Origin of the sequence: Vibrio sp. SCSIO 43097 (assembly GCF_023650755.1) — a bacterium.
Taxonomy (GTDB): Bacteria; Pseudomonadota; Gammaproteobacteria; order Enterobacterales; family Vibrionaceae; genus Vibrio; species Vibrio alginolyticus.
Window position 1 is genome coordinate 3,065,250 of sequence record NZ_CP071840.1, and the last position, 18,738, is coordinate 3,083,987.

The following is an 18,738-nucleotide window of genomic DNA, read 5'->3' on the forward strand; positions in this document are numbered from 1 at the left end:
TTCCCTAACCCTTATATTTCTTTTACCTAGTGCAACTGCACTACTATAAATGGTCATTCAAAACTTTTGCCAAACAATTCGAACCTTTGTGTGACAAGTCGCAATCCCGATGCTTGTTTTGGTAATGAAACGTCGCAAACTTGATGAGAACTTACTTCTTCTAGCACGTTTCTATCGCATCATGTCGTTTCACTTAGTGCATCATTTTTTTCAAGCAAACGAAAAGACTCATCCGATATGAATAAAAAATCGACTTTAGGGTTGACGCGCTTCATGGAGTGCGGTACTAATTTGTTAACTTAATTATGTGGAAAGCTTAACAACTATGTCAGCTCATTTTTCTATCCTGCTTAGCCTCCTCCTGATCGTGACCAGTTCGCGCGGGTAGGCTGTGGAAGAAAAATAACCACACCAATTTCTAAGAACCCGCATGAGAATGCGGGTTTTTTTATATCTAAATACTGGAAGTAAACGATTCACTTGCGCAAAAGTGCAGAAATCAGGAAGGAAGCAAACATGAACGATCAGGTCATTATATTCGACACCACATTGCGTGATGGCGAGCAAGCGTTGTCAGCAAGCTTGACGGTTAAAGAAAAACTGCAGATTGCCTATGCGCTGGAAAGACTCGGCGTTGATGTTATCGAAGCTGGCTTCCCAATCTCTTCACCAGGTGATTTCGAGTCTGTACAAACCATCGCAAAAAACATAAAAAACAGTCGAGTTTGTGCCCTTTCGCGTGCCGTTGCGAAAGACATTGATGCTGCCGCTGAAGCATTAAAAGTGGCTGACCAATTCCGTATTCACACGTTTTTAGCCACTTCCACCATTCACGTAGAAGACAAACTACGCCGCAGCTACGACGATGTACTAGAAATGGCAGTCAACGCCGTTAAACATGCACGTAACTACACTGATGATGTCGAGTTTTCTTGTGAAGATGCTGGTCGTACTCCAATCGACAACCTATGTCGCATGGTAGAAGCCGCCATCAATGCAGGTGCGAGTACAATCAACATTCCAGATACCGTTGGCTACACCGTACCAAGTGAGTTTGGTGGGATTATTGAAACCCTATTTAACCGCGTTCCGAACATTGATAAAGCGATCATCTCCGTTCACTGTCACGACGATTTGGGGATGTCAGTTGCCAACTCTATTGCCGCCGTTCAAGCTGGCGCACGTCAGATAGAAGGCACGATCAATGGCATTGGAGAGCGAGCGGGTAACTGTTCACTTGAAGAGATCGCAATGATCATCAAGACTCGTCAAGAGTTTTTGGGCGTTCACACTGGCATTAAGCATGATGAAATTCACCGCACCAGTAAGTTGGTTAGCCAGCTATGCAATATGCCTATTCAAAGCAACAAAGCAATTGTGGGTGCAAATGCGTTTAGCCACTCTTCAGGCATCCACCAAGATGGCATGTTGAAGAATAAGAATACCTACGAAATCATGACCCCTGAGTCTATTGGCCTAAAAAACCAAGCTCTGAACCTAACCAGCCGCAGCGGTCGCGCTGCCGTGAAGAGCCATATGGATACCATGGGTTACAACGAAGACGAGTACAACCTAGACGCGCTGTATGCGGATTTCTTGAAACTTGCTGATCGCAAAGGCCAAGTGTTCGATTACGACCTAGAAGCCCTAATGCACTTCTCGAACTTGCGTGAAGAAGATGACTTCTACAAATTGAGCTACCTAAGCGTGCAGTCTGGCAGCGTAATGGCTACCACCAGCATCAAAATGCAATGCGGTGATGAAGAAATGTGTGAAGCAGCGGTCGGTAATGGCCCAGTTGATGCGCTATACCAATGTATCTACCGCGTGACAGGCTACGACATCGTTCTGGATAAATTCGACCTAACCGCGAAAGGTGAAGGTGAAGATGGTTTGGGTCAAGCAGACATCATTGCCAACTACAAAGGTCGCAAATACCACGGTACGGGTGTTTCCACCGACATCGTTGAGGCTTCCGGCCAAGCATTATTGCACGTTATTAACAGCATTCATCGTGCAGATAAAATCGAAGAAATGAAGCAGAAAAAGATTGCGACTGTGTAATAACAACCGGGCTACACGGCTCAGGAAAGAACACGCTCGTTGAAATAATTAAGCTCAAAATTAGAAAACTTAAAGGATTAACATGACAGACAAATCGTACAAAATTGCCGTCCTACCCGGTGACGGCATTGGCCCGGAAGTAATGGCGCAGGCACATAAAGTATTGGATGCAATCGAAAAGAAACATGGTATTGCGTTTGAGCGTGACGAGCATGATGTCGGTGGTATCGCGATCGACAATCACGGTTGCCCACTTCCAGAGAGCACAATAAAAGCATGTGAAGAGTCTGATGCAGTCCTATTCGGCTCGGTTGGCGGCCCTAAGTGGGAGCACTTACCACCAAACGACCAACCTGAACGCGGTGCCCTACTGCCGCTACGTAAACACTTCCAACTGTTCTGTAACTTACGTCCAGCGCAAATTCACTCAGGTCTTGAAGCTTTCTCACCGCTACGTGCAGACATCTCAGGTCGCGGTTTTGATATCGTTGTTGTCCGTGAACTGACGGGCGGCATCTACTTCGGCCAACCAAAAGGTCGTGAAGGTGAAGGTCCAACAGAGAAAGCGTTCGACACTGAGGTGTACCACCGTTACGAAATCGAACGTATTGCAAAAATCGCTTTTGAGTCTGCTCGTCTACGTCGCAAGAAAGTGTGCTCTATCGACAAAGCGAACGTTCTACAAAGTTCTATCTTATGGCGTGAAGTGGTCGAAGAAATCGCAAAAGACTACCCAGATGTCGAGCTATCACACATGTACATTGATAACGCAACCATGCAGCTTATCAAAGACCCAGCACAGTTCGACGTGATGCTGTGTTCAAACATCTTCGGCGACATCATTTCTGATGAGTGCGCGATGATCACAGGCTCTATGGGCATGTTGCCATCAGCAAGCCTAAACGAAAGCAAATTCGGTCTGTACGAGCCAGCAGGCGGCAGTGCACCAGATATCGCAGGTAAAAACATCGCTAACCCAGTGGCACAAATCTTATCTGCTGCACTGATGTTGCGTTACAGCCTAGGTGAAGAAACGGCGGCACAAGACATCGAAACAGCCGTTTCAAAAGCACTATCAGCGGGTGAGCTAACGGGTGACCTTGCTGGTGACAACCCAGCACTTTCGACATCTGAGATGGGCGATAAGATCGCTGAGTACATCTTAAACTCTTAATACTGCACGATTTGATAATAATTATTTGCTCCTGATGAGCCGTTGTCGGGAGCTATACACGAGATAGCAAACAATGGGCAAAACACTATACGAAAAAGTCTACGACGCACACGTTGCCGTCGCAGCAGAAGGGGAAAACCCAATCTTGTACATCGACCGTCACTTGGTACACGAAGTGACGTCTCCGCAAGCATTTGACGGCTTGCGTGAAAAAGGTCGTAAAGTGCGTCAGGTCAGCAAAACTTTTGCCACCATGGACCACAACGTTTCAACAACCACCAAAGACATCAACGCATCCGGTGAGATGGCTCGTATCCAGATGGAAACGCTATCGAAAAACTGTGAAGAGTTTGGTGTTACGCTTTACGACATTAACCACAAATACCAAGGTATTGTGCACGTTATGGGCCCAGAGCTTGGTATTACCCTACCGGGAATGACCATTGTTTGTGGTGACTCGCACACGGCTACACACGGTGCGTTCGGTTCTCTCGCTTTTGGTATTGGTACATCTGAAGTTGAGCACGTATTAGCAACTCAAACGCTAAAACAAGCGCGCGCTAAAACGATGAAGATCGAAGTAAAAGGCAAAGTGGCTCCGGGTATCACGGCTAAAGATATCGTGCTAGCCATCATCGGTGAAACCACAGCTGCTGGCGGTACAGGTTACGTAGTTGAATTCTGCGGTGAAGCGATCACAGACCTTTCAATGGAAGGCCGCATGACCGTATGTAACATGGCGATTGAGCTAGGTGCGAAAGCCGGTTTGATTGCGCCAGATGAAACCACGTTCGAATACATCAAAGGCCGTAAATTCTCACCTCAAGGTGCCGACTTTGATGCAGCAGTAGAATACTGGAAGACATTAAAAACTGACGATGATGCTCAGTTTGATGCAGTCGTGACGCTAAACGCAGCAGACATTAAACCACAAGTCACTTGGGGTACTAACCCTGGCCAAGTGATCGCGGTAGATCAACCTATCCCAGCACCAGAAAGCTTTGCCGACCCAGTAGAAAAGGCATCGGCAGAAAAAGCATTGGCTTACATGGGCCTAGAGGCAGGCAAGTCATTGTCTGATTACAACGTCGATAAAGTCTTCGTTGGTTCTTGTACTAACTCACGTATCGAAGACATGCGCGCAGCCGCTGAAGTAGCGAAAGGTCGCAAAGTCGCGCCTCACGTTCAAGCGCTGATCGTTCCTGGCTCTGAGCAAGTAAAAGCGCAAGCAGAAGCGGAAGGCTTGGACGTTATCTTTAAAGAAGCGGGCTTTGAGTGGCGCCTACCAGGTTGCTCGATGTGTCTAGCAATGAACAATGACCGTTTGGGCCCACATGAACGTTGTGCGTCTACTTCAAACCGTAACTTTGAAGGCCGCCAAGGTCGTGATGGCCGTACCCACCTAGTGAGCCCTGCGATGGCAGCGGCAGCAGCAATTGCTGGTCACTTTGTAGATATTCGTGAACTAGACTAAGGAGCAAACCAATGTCAGGCTTTAAACAACACACAGGCTTAGTTGTTCCTCTAGATGCAGCGAACGTTGATACTGATGCCATCATTCCAAAGCAGTTCCTACAAAAGGTCTCCCGCCTAGGGTTTGGTAAGCACCTATTCCATGACTGGCGCTTCCTAGACGATGCTGGCGAACAGCCAAATCCAGAGTTCGTGATGAACGCACCTCGCTACCAAGGCGCGTCTATCTTGCTGGCTCGTGAAAACTTCGGCTGTGGCTCATCTCGTGAGCACGCACCGTGGGCACTAGCGGATTACGGCATCAAAGCGATGATCGCACCAAGCTTTGCCGATATTTTTTACGGCAACTCGATCAACAACCAAATGGTGCCAGTTCGTTTGACTGAACAAGAAGTGGATGAAATCTTCCAGTTTGTTGAGGCAAATGAAGGTGCAGAAGTCGAGGTCGACCTAGAAGCGAATGTCGTTCGTGCCAACGGCAAAGAATATGGTTTTGAAATCGATTCGTTCCGTCGTCATTGCTTGCTAAACGGTTTGGACAACATTGGCCTAACCCTTCAACACGAAGATAAGATTGCTGAGTACGAAGCGAATATTCCAAGCTTCTTGCGTTAAGACGCGTTAGTAAATACACAAATCAAGGGCTGGCAATTGTCGGCCCTTGATTTGTTTTGGGTGACTGATCTCATATCGCTTTGCTTACAGAATACCGAACGCCTCTGTTGAAATTCGTCATCCTGAACAGCGACGAAGGAGCGTGATTCAGGATCGACTACCAGAGCGCACTGTACAGATTCATACTGTCTTTACTCAAGAGTTTGTGGGTATTAGATTCCTGATATCGCTTATGCTCCTCGGAATGACAGCGAATAAAGGCCACTGATTACTGAAAGAAAACAAGCACTAAACTGGTCTACACTATCAACAATATCTCATTCAAAGGTATCTCTATGAAGCGTCTGTTATTGCTGTTGTGTGCTCTGGTTTCTTTCTCGACATTGTCCGCGCCTAAATCCGACTTATGGCCATATTGGAAACAATCGAATCAAGCCAACCAAACCCAAATTTCTCATCAAGAATGGCAACAACTGCTCGATACTTATTTAGTTGAACAAGGCGAGAATACCTTGTTTCGTTATAGCCAAGTCTCCTCTGTCGATAAAACTAAGCTGAAACAATACATCCAGCGTTTGGCAAAACTAGACCCTCTACAATACAACCAAGCAGAGCAATATGCCTATTGGGTAAACCTTTACAACGCCATCACGGTAGATCTTATTTTGGATAACTATCCAGTCGAATCAATCACCAAGCTAGGTGGTTTATTTAGCTTTGGTCCTTGGGGAGACGATGTGGTCGTGGTCAATGGGAAGGATCTAACTTTAAACGATATTGAACATCGAATTTTGCGTCCAATTTGGAATGACCCAAGAACGCATTACGCGGTTAACTGTGCCAGCCTAGGATGCCCTAATCTGCAATCTCAAGCATTCACTGCTGACAACACGCAAGCTCTACTGGATAGTGCCGCCAAAACATTTATCAACAGCAGCAAAGGCGTATCTATCCAAGGTAACACGGCACAGCTGTCTTCTATTTATGATTGGTTTGCAACGGACTTTGGTGGAGAAAAACAAATCTTCAAACACATCGCAAAGTACGCACCGCAATACAAAAACTTCTCTGGCAAAGTGAAATACGAATACGATTGGGACTTGAATCAAGCCAACTAAACTGGGGGATGTGAGGTCAATTAGCATTAGGGACATAATAGGCCAAAAGCTAAAGACACCGGCAACTCAAAGACTAAGACATGAAAAAAAAGGGCACTGAGTGCCCTTTTTTACATCCAAATGTTTGATAGAAAACGTCCGACTACTTAAAGCCTTTAACCTTCTTAATAAGATCGTAAGCGTTTTGAATCTCTTGAGATTTCTCTTTCGCGACGTTCATCATCTCTGGTGGTAAGCCTTTAGCCATCAATTTGTCCGGGTGATGCTCGTTCATCAGTTTACGATAAGCACGCTTAACGGTTTTACTGTCTGCATCTGAAGACACATCCAGAATTTTGTACGCGTCGGCCAACTGATCCGCTTGTGAAGCTTGTTGCCAGCTACCACCTGAAGATTGGCCTTGATGCTGACCATGAAAACCGCCCTGGCTTTGGAAACGAAATGCGGCTTCTTGCATTTGCAAACGACGCTCTAATTGCTCAGAAGAGAAACCCAAACCACGTGCAATCTTGTGTAGTACATTTCGTTCACTCGGGTGGATCGAGCCATCTGCAAAGGCCGCCGAGATTTGCAGCTCTAAGAAAAATTGCAACAAGTCAAAGCGACCAGCTGTCGAAATTTTCACACGAACAAGAACATCTTCTAACGGAAAGTCGCTGTCTTTACCTTCACGAAACGCGTCTTGCGCTGCGCGACGCTGTTCGCCATGCAAATTCATGCGGTCCATCATGGCTGAAGCCAGTTGGATTTCCTCTTTGGTGACTTGGCCTTTCGCTTTTGCCACATGTCCCATTACCGCAAACGCCGCTTTAAAAAACTCTTCTTGGCGCTGAGCTTGACTTGGCCCTTTTCCAAAGCCGCCAGTAGAGAACCCGGCTTGACTCAAGCGACGTGCTTTATCGAATTGATGGCCAATAAATAAGCCAAAGAGTAAACCTAGCGGCCCGCCAAGTAACAAGCCAAAAAAGGCACCCAGAATTTTGCCAAAAATATGCATTATGTGTTCTCTATCAATGAATTTTTATCGACGACGGCGGTCTTATAGTGCCGGATGCAACGATTTCCTTTATGATAATGGAATTAGTTTTATTTCGGCTAGGCCATTTCGCCTGCTTATCTTTGCAGCTATTTTGTCGTCATTATGCCACAGTGAATCAATACGCTGGGATAAATGCGACTATAGTTGATTCATTTGGCTATTACGCTAGGGTACAACAAGCCCTATAGCCATCGAGTAGTAGTGACACAGGAAAGTTCAATTCAATGCAACATTTCTCCCGCACATTTTTAGCGGCCTCTATCAGCACCGCCTTGTTTGTACCCACCACTCAAGCTGAAGCGAATATCCATGATAGTGTGCAGGAAATGCCCGCCACAGATCAATGTTTGGTCGATACAAGTGGCGAGGAGGACGCTCTTAATACCCCAGTAGTGGTAGAAGCTGACACCCTGCAAGCCATCAATGGTGACAAAGCTCAGTACTCAGGTAATGTACAAGTCACCCAAGGCCAGAAGAAAATTACCGCAGATAGCGTAACGCTGCACCAACAAGACAACGTCGTGGTTGCCGAAGGCAACGTGACTTTCAATGACGGCCAAGTCAAAGCTCGATCTGATCGTGTTACTAACGACATTAATCAAGATACGTTTTCGCTTGAGAACACCGATTATCAGTTCCTTTGCCAACAAGGCCGAGGCACTGCAGCCTATATCGCTCGCACAGGTCAGTCGGTTTATGAACTCGAAGACGGCTCTATCACATCGTGCCCTCAAGGCGATAATTCATGGCGATTGGTTGCGTCAGGCATCGATGTTGACCAAGATGAAGAGACAGCGACGCTGCACCACCCTCGATTTGAAGTGTTAGATGTGCCTGTTTTCTATGTGCCGTATCTAACCATGCCAATTGGAGATACGCGTAAAACGGGTTTCCTCTTCCCTTCTTTATCGTATGGTTCTAGTGATGGTATGGAAGTCGAGGTGCCATTCTATTGGAACATCGCGCCTCAATATGACATGACACTCACCACGCTCTATATGCAGCAACGTGGTACAAAACTCGATACTGATTTCCGCTACCTAACAGATGGTTGGGGAAATGGGGAAATCAAAGGCGAATACCTCAATAGTGATCGCAAATATCAGGACGAGTCTCGTTGGGGCTACCAAGTTAAACACGACGGTATCATCAATAAACAGTGGATAGTCAAAGTCGATTACTCAAAAGTGAGTGATATTGATTACTTCCTCGATCTCGACTCCAACATTGGTAACCGTGAAGATGGTCAACTGGTTCAAGAAGGACAAGTACAATATCGTTCTGACTTCTGGGATGCCTCGTTAACCGTTCGTGACTTCCAAATCTTATTGAAAGAAGAGAACCGCCCTTATCGCCTGCTTCCTCAGTTAGACTTGAACTACTACACGCCGTTGTGGGGAGATTACCTTAACTTTGACGTGAAGAGCCAAGTCAGCCGCTTCGATACGAGCGATGCTGCGCGACCAAATGCGACCCGTGTTCACATTGAACCAGGGCTTACATTACCGCTCTCAAACTCATGGGCAACGTGGACAACAGAAGCGCGCGTGCTCTCTACGTATTACTCTCAAGACTTAACGGGTTTGACAGATGTAAACTTGCAAAACCAGTTGGATGATGAAGTTTCTCGTGTTATTCCTGAGTTCCGTACGCATGCGCAACTTTACTTAGAACGAGATACAAGCTGGATCAAGGGCTACACCCAAACACTGGAGCCTCAGCTGCAGTACTTGTACGTACCTGAAGAAGATCAAACCAACATCTACAATTACGATACCACCTTGCTACAAACCGACTACTACGGGCTATTCCGCAGTCGTAAGTACAGTGGCATTGATAAAATCGCCTCTGCGAACCAGTTAAGCTACGGTGCGAGTACTCGCTTCTTTGATGATGACTATAAAGAGCGTCTTAACGTTTCATTTGGTCAGATTTACTACTTCGATAAAAAGACCAAACTGAGCAACAGCCCAAATCTTCCGGATGAGACCACCAACTATTCATCATGGGCGATTGAAGCCGATTTCAACTACAACGATTACTTGTTCTATCACGGTGGAATTCAATACGATATCGATTTGAGCTCCATGCAGTTGGCGAACAGTACCTTAGAGTACCAATTTAACGGTGGCTTTATTCAGGGTAACTATCGTTACGTCACGCGTGAATACATCGAAGATACGATCATTCTCGAAAACCTAGACACAATTACTCGTAAAGGCATTTCACAAGCAGGTATTGTAGCGGCCTACGAGTTCAACCCGAACTGGTCTGCAAGTGGTCAATACTACTACGACCTCAATGAAAATGCGGACCTAGAATGGCTAGCGAGCCTGCGTTACCAGTCTGACTGTTGGTACATTGGTGTGACTTACGCCAACCAATTGCTTGGTTGGAAAAACCAAACTATCGGCAGCACTGGGGCATCACCTGAATACGAAAATAACTTTAGCGTTAACTTCGGTATTCAAGGCTTTGCGACCAATCAGCGTGAAGACACTGCAGTCAAAGAACTGGATGGTTCTGACAACGCGATTAAGTACGGCCGCCCATTCTATCTGAACAATTAATCAAAATAGGCGTCTTAAATGAATAAGACGCCTATTCAAAAATACTGACGGAATTTTAAATGAAAATTTGGAAATCAATCTTATTCACGACCCTACTCTCTTGCGGAGCGGTTGCAGCACCAGTAGAGATCGATAAGGTTGCGGTCATCGTGAACGACGGTGTAGTTCTACAAAGCGACATCGAAACAGCGATGAAAACGCTGCAAGCCAACGCACGTCAAAGTGGAAAGAGCTTACCTTCTACCAGCGTGTTAAAAGAACAAGTCGTTGAAAAACTTATCATTGATACGTTGCAAGGCCAAGAAGCAGACCGTATTGGTGTGCGTATTGACGACAACCGTTTAAACCAAGCGATTGCAGAGATCGCACGTAATAATGAGCAATCGGTAGAACAACTCGCTGCTTCTGTAGAAAGTGAAGGTTTAAGTTACCCAGAATTCCGCGAACAAATTCGTAAGGAAATCGCCGCATCAGAAGCCCGCAATGCACTGGTTCGTCGCCGTATTAATATCCTTCCAGCAGAGGTCGATAGCCTTACGGAACAACTATCACAAGAAACCAATGCGACTGTTCAATACAAAATTGGACACATTCAACTGCGCTTCTCTGACGATAAAGAAAAATCTGCTGTAGAAGCAGAAGCTAAAGCGCTCGCGAAAAAGCTAAACGAAGGTGCAGATTTTACGGAGATGGCCTACACCTACTCTAAAGGTCCTAAAGCTTTACAAGGTGGTGATTGGGGCTGGATGCGTAAAGAAGAGATGCCAACCATCTTTGCTGATCAGATCAAGATGCAAAACAAAGGCAGCATTATTGGTCCATTCCGTAGTGGCGTTGGTTTCCACATCCTAAAAATAGAGGATGTAAAAGGCCTAGAAACGGTTGCGGTAACGGAAGTAAATGCGCGTCATATTTTGATTAAACCAACCGTGATTCTGAGCGACGAAGGGGCGAAGAAGCAACTGAATGAATTTGTACGCCGCATCAAAGCCGGTGAGGCAACGTTCGCTCAATTGGCAACACAATACAGTCAAGATCCTGGCTCGGCAGCACAAGACGGTGAACTAGGTTATCAAACGCCAGATCTTTACGTGCCAGAATTCAAGCACCAAGTAGAAACTCTGCCAGTTGGCTCAATCAGCGAACCGTTCAAAACCGTTCACGGCTGGCATATCGTTGAAGTGTTGGATCGTCGCCAAGTGGACCGTACTGACTCAGCGATGAAGAACAAAGCTTACCGTATTCTATTTAACCGTAAATTTAATGAAGAAGCGGGCGCATGGATGCAAGAGCTACGCGCAAGTGCGTTTGTTGAAATCGTGGATGACAACAATGACAACTAATACAATTCGTAGAATTGTCGTAACCGCAGGGGAACCTGCGGGTATCGGCCCAGACTTAGTGCTTGCCCTATCGAAAGAAGATTGGGCGCACCAAATTGTCGTCTGTGCCGATAAGAATATGCTGACGGAGCGAGCCAAGCAGCTTGGCATCGAAGTCCAACTGTCTGATTATAGTCCAGAAGAAGCACCTAAAGCACAAAAAGCGGGCACGCTTATCGTTGACCATATCCAAATATCGGAACCTGCGGTCGTAGGCGAGCTCAATGAAGCGAATGGCCACTATGTACTAAAAACGCTAGAAAGAGCGGCTTTAGGCTGTATGAATGATGAATTTGATGCTATTGTCACCGGCCCTGTTCATAAGGGGGTGATTAATCGCGCAGGTGTTGCATTCAGTGGTCATACTGAATTTTTCGCCGAGAAGTCACAAACGCCGCTAGTCGTAATGATGCTAGCAACGGAAGGACTACGCGTGGCGCTGGTTACAACACATATTCCTTTAGCTTATGTGTCCAAAGCTGTCACCGAAGAGCGATTAGAAAAAATCATCGATATTCTTCATAAAGACCTTGTAGAAAAGTTTGCTATCGCACAACCAAACATCTACGTTTGCGGGCTTAACCCTCATGCTGGCGAAGATGGCTGCTTAGGTCGTGAAGAGATCGAGACCATCACTCCGACACTGGAAAAAATTCGACAAGAAAAAGGTATCAACCTGATCGGCCCTCTGCCCGCTGATACCATTTTCAATGAAAAATATTTAAATGATGCTGATGCTGTTTTAGGCATGTACCATGATCAAGTATTGCCAGTATTAAAATACAAAGGCTTTGGTCGTTCAGTAAACATTACTCTTGGTCTACCTTTTATTAGAACATCGGTGGACCACGGTACTGCATTAGATCTGGCAGGGACAGGTCAAGCGGATACAGGGAGTTTCCGAACAGCGCTCACGCATGCGATAGATTTGGTAGAGAAGAAACAATGAGAAATGATGTCCATTTAGGACACAAAGCGCGTAAACGTTTTGGTCAAAACTTCCTGAACGATCCATACATTATTGATGGAATCGTATCAGCGATTAACCCAAAACCAGGTCAAAACCTGGTTGAAATCGGTCCTGGTCTTGGTGCAATCACTGAGCCGGTAGGTCGTGAAGTGGATAAGTTCACAGTTATCGAATTAGACCGCGATCTGGCGGAACGCCTACGTACTCACCCTGAACTGGCGGATAAGTTGACCATCCATGAGGGTGACGCTATGCGTTTTGACTTCACTCAATTAGTGAAGCCAAACAACAAACTGCGCATTTTTGGTAACTTGCCATACAACATCTCTACACCATTGATGTTCCACCTTTTTGAGTTCCATAAAGACATTCAAGACATGCACTTTATGCTGCAAAAAGAAGTGGTAAACCGCTTAGCCGCCGGCCCTGGCAGCAAAGCTTACGGCCGTTTAACGGTAATGGCTCAGTACTACTGTAAAGTGGTACCGGTACTGGAAGTACCGCCAACGGCATTCGTTCCACCACCGAAAGTGGATTCTGCCGTTGTTCGTTTAGTGCCTTACGAAGAGCTGCCATGCCCGGCGAAAGATCTGCGTTTGCTCGATCGCGTTTGTCGTGAAGGCTTTAACCAACGTCGTAAAACCGTTCGTAACTGCTACAAATCGTTGTTAAGCACAGAAGTACTAGAAGAGCTAGGTGTTAATCCAAGCATGCGTCCAGAGAACCTGACGCTAGAACAATTCGTCGCAATGGCGAACTGGCTTGCGGATAACCCGCAGCACTAAGAACTCAAACAATGAGCCAAACCCTTGTAGGTTTGGCTTATTATTATTGGGATATTACGTTTCTGAGGAGTGCACATGGACGTCATTCAACCTTGCATCAAAATTCAAGTTCACACCAAATACATCGAAGAACAGTCCAACCCAGAGCTACAACGCTACGTTTTCGCTTATATCATCACCATCAAAAACCTTAGCCAGCAAACCGTACAGTTAGTGAGCCGCCGCTGGCTAATCACAGACTCGAACGGCAAGCAAATGACGGTTGAAGGAGACGGAGTTGTAGGCCAGCAGCCCTTTATTCCAAGCAATGATGAATACACGTATAGTAGCGGAACCGCGTTAGAAACCCCTGTCGGCGTTATGCAAGGACACTACAAAATGCTGGATGAGAAAGGGCAAGAGTTCATCACCGAAATCGAACCATTTCGCTTGGCTGTTCCAAATGTTTTAAATTAGTAAATTGGAGATTCAGTGGCTACCTATATTGTTGGTGACATCCAAGGCTGTTTTGATGAATTGCAGCGACTACTAGAAAAAATATCTTTCTCTGCGAAAAAAGACCAACTTTGGCTTGCTGGTGATTTGGTCGCCAGAGGGCCTAAATCACTAGAAACGTTACGCTTTGTGAAGTCACTTGGCGCAAACGCAATCGTGGTGCTTGGTAATCACGACCTTCACCTTCTCGCAGTGGCTCACGGGATAAAAAAGGTCAAAGACAAAGATAAAACCGCACCTATTTTCACGGCCCCTGACAAAGAGGAACTACTGACATGGCTAGCTCAGCAACCTCTAATGGCCGAGCATGACGAGTTCGTGATGTGTCACGCTGGCATATCACCGCAGTGGAGTCTAAAAACAGCGAGAAAGTGTGCCCGTGAAGTTGAGCGCATCATCCAAAGTGAAGAGCTGCCTTGGCTATTAAAAAACATGTACAGCAATCAACCGGATTCCTGGGATGACTCTCTACAGGGTTTGGACCGATACTGTTATATTATCAATGCTTTTACGCGGATGCGCTTTTGTTTCCCTGATGGTCGTTTGGATATGGATTGTAAATTGCCACCGCAACAAGTTTCCGGTAACGAACTTATTCCATGGTTTGATGTGCCTAAACGTATCCACTTAAACAAAGCGGTGCTCTTTGGGCACTGGGCTGCACTGCAAGGTTATATGAACAGCGAAGTCATCGGGCTAGATACTGGCTGTGTTTGGGGCGGAAGCCTAACCATGATCCGTTGGGAAGATAAGAAAATTTTTACTCAGGATGCGTTAAGTTAAACACTGAATAACAGTCGATAATCCATAGTAGGAGGAATACCTGTCACTTAACACCTCCTGTAGGGTCATTCCAACGAGCCTTAACGAGACTAGAAATCTAATATCCTCGCGCTGCGAATAGATAGAAATACCTTTGACAACAAAGTACTCGTATAGAGGCTCCTGAATCTCGCTCTTTCGTCGCTTTTCAGGATGACGGTAGGTTGGGATGGCCGCTCGCTGTTATACGAACGGCATTACCGTATTAACTACGCGGTGTTAATCTCGAATTACTTTTCTAACACAGTAAAGCGCATGTTGTAGGCGTTCTTCTCATCGGCTTGATACATTTCTGAGTAAGTTTCCTTAAACTCGTCTCCCCAATCTGGGAACTGAGTATCACCATCAATGGCCGCTTCAATGTGTGTTACATACAGTTTATTGGCCATAGGCAGACAAGTGGTGTAAATCGCACCACCACCAATGATCATCACTTCTTCCACATCACCTGCGACTTCCAGAGCCTGCTCAATCGATGTTACGGTAGTGACACCTTCGATCTTTAGTGTCTCATCACGGCTAATAACAATATTCAAGCGACCAGGTAAAGGGCGACCAATAGACTCATAGGTTTTGCGTCCCATCACAACCGGTTTTCCCATGGTACAACGCTTAAACCAAGCGAAATCGGCGGGAAGATGCCAAGGCATTTGATTGTCTTTGCCAATGATGCGATTGTCGGCCATCGCGGCAATCATACTAATGATCATGTTAGGTCCTTATACAATTGGTCTGCGGCGATAGAATAACAGCCCCGGAACCGCAAGACCAACTGCTAAACCTGCAATAATAAACATGGCCTTAAGAAAGTTTTCCATACAGGTTGCGACAAGCTCGGGTGAGTAGCCAACATGATTGATTTCTACCATAGCGATCATTGCTTTGTACGCAAACACACCCGGCACCATCGGGATCAAAGCAGCCACAGTAAACACTTTTGGATGCGCGAGAAAACGGTGAGACCAGTACACACCAATCATCCCAACTAACGTCGCGGCAAAAAAGGTTGCCCACTCAATAGGAATGCCAAACTGCATCATCAAGTAGCGGCTACCATGACCAATCGCACCACCAACAGCGCAATACACTAAAGCTCTTTGTGGCACGTTAAAAACCAATGCAAATCCTACGGCGGGAATCGCCGCAAAAAACATGTCATTCAACAGGCCAAACATCAAATCAAATAAACTCATTAGATAGCCCACCCCCAAATTCCAGTTACACTCATCGCAGCAACGATCCCCAAACATGTCGCCAACGTTAGTAAACTAGCCATCACAAATCGAGCAATCCCCATATTAATGTGGCCTTTCAACATATCTGCGACAGAGTTAATGAGTGGGAAACCAGGTACAAGCATTAATACTGACGATGCCATTGCTACGGTAGGTAGATTACCGACTTGGTAAATTTCCGCCTGTGCTGAAATTAAGGTAGTCACAAAAGCGGTCGCAGCAAAGTTCAATAGAGGGTTGAAATGACGATGACCAATTTCTTGGCGAACGATCATGCCACCAGCTGAAGCTAAAAAGGTCATGATGAAGACTCCCCAATCACCACCAGCTAGATGACTGAATGCCGCACAAGACAAGCCAATCATAAACACCACCAACCAGCGGTTATAACGCTCTGGACTGATAGCGTTCAGCTTTTTCTGCGCCATGGTTGCATCGAGCAAACCACGTTCCATCATGATACAGATTCGTTGAATTTGCGTAATAACGCGCATATTGATGCCACGATCAGCGCAGCTTCGGGTGGTGGTGATGCAATGCCCATCCATTACCGTCGTCACAACCAATGCATTAGCTGATAGTGCTACCGCAACTTCATTCACCCCACAAGCAAGGCCAATACGACGCATAATATCGCTCACAAGAGTACTTTCAGCACCATGAGCAAGTAGCATTTGTCCGGCTTGGGCGACAAGACGAGAAATCGATCGTTGAGTAGATACCGCCAACTCTCTAGGCGGTATGGTTTCTAGAGTCATAAATAAGTCTAATTCCTTTTAGGGTGTTACTCATTCATACGCGCGAGGGCCAAACTAACCCTCAAAAAACACGACGTATCGGTTATTGTGCCGTAAATCACATCACCTAAATATGATTTAGATACAAAAAAAGCCGCAATAAATAATTGCGGCTTAATGAATTATAGGCAAACAGGCATTGTTTGACCGTTCTGATTAGTCACGAACGTAGACAACGTGACCGTCATCTTCTTCATCGTCCCAGTCATCCCAATCGTCGTCGTCATCTTCAGTGATAACGTCTTTACCCGCCATCGCATCTTTATGGTAATCATCCCACATGAAGTTAACTTTATCTTCTTCAGCCACTTCTTCCTCTTCGCGAGGTAGGTTATCCATAAAGTCAGCCAGTTTGTAACAAAGCTCTTTAGTACCGTTACGATTGATCGCCGAGATCTTAAAGTACTCGTCTTCCCAACCTAGTGCGTCTAAGATTTCTTGGATCTTCTCATTCGCTTCTTCTTCAGGCATTAGATCAACTTTGTTGAACACTAACCAGCGCGGCTTACTTGCCAGTTTCTCGCTGTATTGTTCTAGTTCATCAATGATCGTCAATGCATTTTGCACCGGATCGGACTGATCAATAGGCATAATATCGATCATGTGCAGCAACACTCGACAACGCTCTAAGTGCTTCAAGAATCGAATACCAAGGCCAGCGCCATCTGCTGCACCCTCGATCAAACCAGGGATGTCTGCAACAACAAAACTTTTCTCTGGTACGACACTTACGACACCCAAGCTTGGGATCAAAGTCGTGAATGGGTAATCAGCGACTTTCGGTTTTGCTGCTGATACTGCGCGGATAAAGGTTGATTTACCGGCATTAGGTAGACCAAGCATACCCACATCAGCAAGAAGCAATAGCTCAAGGCGAATTTCGCGTACTTCACCTTTTGTACCCAATGTTCTCTGACGAGGCGCGCGGTTTACTGAAGATTTGAAACGCGTGTTACCTAGACCGTGCCAACCGCCTTTTGCGATCATCACTTTCTTACCGTGTTCAGCAACTTCCGCCACGATTTCATTTGTGTGGATATCCACAGCGCGCGTACCCACAGGTACACGAAGAACGATGTCTTTACCACGCTTACCTGTACAGTTACCACCGCGACCGTTTTCACCACGCTCAGCTTCGTAGAAGCGCTGGAAACGGTAATCAATCAAGGTATTTAGGTTTTCATCGGCTTGGATATAAACATCACCACCGTCACCGCCATCACCGCCATCAGGGCCACCTTTAGTGATGAATTTTTCACGCCAGAAACTGACAACGCCACTACCGCCATCACCAGCCTGAACTTTTACTACCGCTTCATCTACGAACTTCATCTTTTACTCCGACTACTTCGTGCGTGGATTAAATCTTACTATGTCATCCGACAATTTTAGCAGATGACAGATCTAAGCTCCCAGATTCAAATCGCTTAGGATCTTAGCGAGAAACTTCGATATGTCGACTGCCACAAATAAAAAACCCCGCCGATTCGGCAGGGCTTTTGAATTCAGCTTAAAGCTATTAAGTAATTTGGTTAAAAACCTAATTACTCAGCTTCGATGCTTACAAACTTACGGTTCTTAGGACCTTTCACTTCGAACTTCACTTTACCTTCAGTAAGAGCGAATAGAGTGTGGTCTTTACCGATACCTACGTTGTTACCAGCGTGGAACTTAGTACCACGTTGACGAACGATGATGTTACCTGCAAGTACAGATTCACCACCGAAACGCTTAACACCTAGACGTTTGCTTTCTGAATCGCGGCCGTTACGAGTAGAACCACCAGCTTTTTTGTGTGCCATTGTTAAACTCTCCTAATAGATTAAGCGTTGATACCAGTGATCTTCACTTCAGTGAACCACTGACGGTGACCCTGTTGCTTACGAGAGTGCTTACGACGACGGAACTTAACGATTTTAACTTTATCGCCACGACCGTGTTGTACAACTTCAGCAACAATTTTGCCGCCCTCTACAAGAGGAGCACCAACTTTGATGTCTTCGCCGTTAGCAACAAGAAGAACTTTATCAAATTCTACAGTTGCACCAGTTTCAACGTCTAATTTCTCTAAACGAAGAGTTTGACCTTCGCTTACACGGTGTTGTTTACCACCAGATTGGAAAACAGCGTACATATTTTACTCCGCTTTTTCCGCACAGCCTTTCTTGAGGGTGTGCGCTAAACTAATCATCAATAGGG

18 protein-coding genes are annotated in these 18,738 nt (G+C 45.9%); 11 read left to right on the forward strand and 7 right to left on the reverse strand.

Annotated features, from left to right (window positions below; translation table 11 throughout):
• The first annotated feature begins 516 nt into the window (after positions 1-516).
• From leuA to J4N40_RS14730, 5 genes are all read left to right on the forward strand, one after another.
• Positions 517-2,064, forward strand: coding sequence for a 2-isopropylmalate synthase (gene leuA, locus J4N40_RS14710; RefSeq protein WP_005379685.1), 1,548 nt, complete (start codon positions 517-519; stop codon positions 2,062-2,064).
• 82 nt (positions 2,065-2,146) lie between these two features.
• Positions 2,147-3,238, forward strand: coding sequence for a 3-isopropylmalate dehydrogenase (leuB, locus tag J4N40_RS14715; protein WP_115385710.1), 1,092 nt, complete (start codon positions 2,147-2,149; stop codon positions 3,236-3,238).
• A gap of 73 nt (positions 3,239-3,311) precedes the next feature.
• The gene (gene leuC, locus J4N40_RS14720; protein WP_005379681.1) at positions 3,312-4,712 is read left to right on the forward strand and encodes a 3-isopropylmalate dehydratase large subunit; all 1,401 of its coding nucleotides are present in this window, start codon (positions 3,312-3,314) and stop codon (positions 4,710-4,712) included.
• Between the two features lie 11 nt (positions 4,713-4,723).
• The gene (gene leuD, locus J4N40_RS14725) at positions 4,724-5,326 is read left to right on the forward strand and encodes a 3-isopropylmalate dehydratase small subunit (protein WP_005383071.1); all 603 of its coding nucleotides are present in this window, start codon (positions 4,724-4,726) and stop codon (positions 5,324-5,326) included.
• 335 nt (positions 5,327-5,661) lie between these two features.
• Positions 5,662-6,444, forward strand: a complete 783-nt coding sequence (locus tag J4N40_RS14730; protein ID WP_005383074.1) for a DUF547 domain-containing protein — start codon at positions 5,662-5,664, stop codon at positions 6,442-6,444.
• Positions 6,445-6,586: 142 nt separating this feature from the next.
• Here the strand turns inward: J4N40_RS14730 and djlA are convergent, their stop codons facing one another.
• Positions 6,587-7,441 (reverse strand): co-chaperone DjlA, encoded by an 855-nt coding sequence (gene djlA, locus J4N40_RS14735; protein WP_005383076.1) that lies wholly within the window; start codon positions 7,439-7,441, stop codon positions 6,587-6,589.
• A 266-nt stretch (positions 7,442-7,707) separates the two neighbouring features.
• Between djlA and lptD the strand changes: the two genes are divergently transcribed.
• The 6 genes from lptD to J4N40_RS14765 all read left to right on the forward strand — a co-directional run bounded on the left by lptD (position 7,708) and on the right by J4N40_RS14765 (position 14,468).
• On the forward strand, positions 7,708-10,053 hold the full coding sequence (gene lptD / locus J4N40_RS14740; protein WP_033906028.1) for an LPS assembly protein LptD: 2,346 nt from the start codon (positions 7,708-7,710) through the stop codon (positions 10,051-10,053).
• Positions 10,054-10,112: 59 nt separating this feature from the next.
• Positions 10,113-11,396, forward strand: coding sequence for a peptidylprolyl isomerase SurA (gene surA, locus J4N40_RS14745; RefSeq protein ID WP_171345719.1), 1,284 nt, complete (start codon positions 10,113-10,115; stop codon positions 11,394-11,396).
• A complete protein-coding gene (gene pdxA / locus J4N40_RS14750; protein WP_171345718.1) occupies positions 11,386-12,384 on the forward strand; it encodes a 4-hydroxythreonine-4-phosphate dehydrogenase PdxA in 999 nt (332 codons plus the stop codon). Before surA ends, pdxA begins: the two co-directional genes overlap by 11 nt.
• Positions 12,381-13,190, forward strand: a complete 810-nt coding sequence (gene rsmA, locus J4N40_RS14755) for a 16S rRNA (adenine(1518)-N(6)/adenine(1519)-N(6))-dimethyltransferase RsmA (protein WP_005379669.1) — start codon at positions 12,381-12,383, stop codon at positions 13,188-13,190. The genes pdxA and rsmA overlap by 4 nt, the downstream gene beginning before the upstream one ends.
• A 75-nt stretch (positions 13,191-13,265) precedes the next feature.
• Entirely contained in the window at positions 13,266-13,646 is a 381-nt protein-coding gene (gene apaG / locus J4N40_RS14760) for a Co2+/Mg2+ efflux facilitator ApaG/CorD (RefSeq protein WP_005379668.1), read from the forward strand.
• A gap of 15 nt (positions 13,647-13,661) precedes the next feature.
• Positions 13,662-14,468 carry a symmetrical bis(5'-nucleosyl)-tetraphosphatase gene (locus J4N40_RS14765; protein ID WP_171345717.1) on the forward strand — a complete coding sequence of 269 codons (807 nt, stop codon included), beginning with the start codon at positions 13,662-13,664 and terminating at the stop codon, positions 14,466-14,468.
• A gap of 269 nt (positions 14,469-14,737) precedes the next feature.
• Here the strand turns inward: J4N40_RS14765 and folA are convergent, their stop codons facing one another.
• The 6 genes from folA to rplU all read right to left on the reverse strand — a co-directional run bounded on the left by folA (position 14,738) and on the right by rplU (position 18,673).
• Complete coding sequence (gene folA, locus J4N40_RS14770; protein WP_005379666.1) at positions 14,738-15,217, reverse strand: type 3 dihydrofolate reductase; 480 nt, start codon at positions 15,215-15,217, stop codon at positions 14,738-14,740.
• A gap of 9 nt (positions 15,218-15,226) precedes the next feature.
• Positions 15,227-15,700, reverse strand: a complete 474-nt coding sequence (locus tag J4N40_RS14775; protein ID WP_005379665.1) for a threonine/serine exporter family protein — start codon at positions 15,698-15,700, stop codon at positions 15,227-15,229.
• Positions 15,700-16,500: a threonine/serine exporter family protein gene (locus tag J4N40_RS14780; RefSeq protein ID WP_132936735.1), complete on the reverse strand. Its 801-nt coding sequence runs from the start codon at positions 16,498-16,500 to the stop codon at positions 15,700-15,702. The genes J4N40_RS14775 and J4N40_RS14780 overlap by 1 nt, the downstream gene beginning before the upstream one ends.
• A gap of 195 nt (positions 16,501-16,695) precedes the next feature.
• Positions 16,696-17,871 (reverse strand): Obg family GTPase CgtA, encoded by a 1,176-nt coding sequence (gene cgtA / locus J4N40_RS14785; protein WP_005383091.1) that lies wholly within the window; start codon positions 17,869-17,871, stop codon positions 16,696-16,698.
• Positions 17,872-18,083: 212 nt separating this feature from the next.
• A complete protein-coding gene (rpmA, locus tag J4N40_RS14790; protein ID WP_005383095.1) occupies positions 18,084-18,341 on the reverse strand; it encodes a 50S ribosomal protein L27 in 258 nt (85 codons plus the stop codon).
• A 20-nt stretch (positions 18,342-18,361) separates the two neighbouring features.
• Positions 18,362-18,673 (reverse strand): 50S ribosomal protein L21, encoded by a 312-nt coding sequence (rplU, locus tag J4N40_RS14795; protein ID WP_005383096.1) that lies wholly within the window; start codon positions 18,671-18,673, stop codon positions 18,362-18,364.
• Positions 18,674-18,738 lie beyond the last annotated feature (65 nt).

Bases quoted from the DNA above. Each gene is read 5' to 3' on its own strand.
- djlA (WP_005383076.1), bottom strand. From the start codon at position 7,441: ATGCATATTTTTGGCAAAATTCTGGGTGCCTTTTTTGGCTTGTTACTT.
- surA (WP_171345719.1), top strand. From the start codon at position 10,113: ATGAAAATTTGGAAATCAATCTTATTCACGACCCTACTCTCTTGCGGA.
- J4N40_RS14730 (WP_005383074.1), top strand. From the start codon at position 5,662: ATGAAGCGTCTGTTATTGCTGTTGTGTGCTCTGGTTTCTTTCTCGACA.
- lptD (WP_033906028.1), top strand. From the start codon at position 7,708: ATGCAACATTTCTCCCGCACATTTTTAGCGGCCTCTATCAGCACCGCC.
- apaG (WP_005379668.1), top strand. From the start codon at position 13,266: ATGGACGTCATTCAACCTTGCATCAAAATTCAAGTTCACACCAAATAC.
- leuD (WP_005383071.1), top strand. From the start codon at position 4,724: ATGTCAGGCTTTAAACAACACACAGGCTTAGTTGTTCCTCTAGATGCA.
- rsmA (WP_005379669.1), top strand. From the start codon at position 12,381: ATGAGAAATGATGTCCATTTAGGACACAAAGCGCGTAAACGTTTTGGT.
- leuA (WP_005379685.1), top strand. From the start codon at position 517: ATGAACGATCAGGTCATTATATTCGACACCACATTGCGTGATGGCGAG.
- J4N40_RS14775 (WP_005379665.1), bottom strand. From the start codon at position 15,700: ATGAGTTTATTTGATTTGATGTTTGGCCTGTTGAATGACATGTTTTTT.
- folA (WP_005379666.1), bottom strand. From the start codon at position 15,217: ATGATCATTAGTATGATTGCCGCGATGGCCGACAATCGCATCATTGGC.
- leuB (WP_115385710.1), top strand. From the start codon at position 2,147: ATGACAGACAAATCGTACAAAATTGCCGTCCTACCCGGTGACGGCATT.
- rpmA (WP_005383095.1), bottom strand. From the start codon at position 18,341: ATGGCACACAAAAAAGCTGGTGGTTCTACTCGTAACGGCCGCGATTCA.
- pdxA (WP_171345718.1), top strand. From the start codon at position 11,386: ATGACAACTAATACAATTCGTAGAATTGTCGTAACCGCAGGGGAACCT.
- leuC (WP_005379681.1), top strand. From the start codon at position 3,312: ATGGGCAAAACACTATACGAAAAAGTCTACGACGCACACGTTGCCGTC.
- cgtA (WP_005383091.1), bottom strand. From the start codon at position 17,871: ATGAAGTTCGTAGATGAAGCGGTAGTAAAAGTTCAGGCTGGTGATGGC.
- rplU (WP_005383096.1), bottom strand. From the start codon at position 18,673: ATGTACGCTGTTTTCCAATCTGGTGGTAAACAACACCGTGTAAGCGAA.
- J4N40_RS14780 (WP_132936735.1), bottom strand. From the start codon at position 16,500: ATGACTCTAGAAACCATACCGCCTAGAGAGTTGGCGGTATCTACTCAA.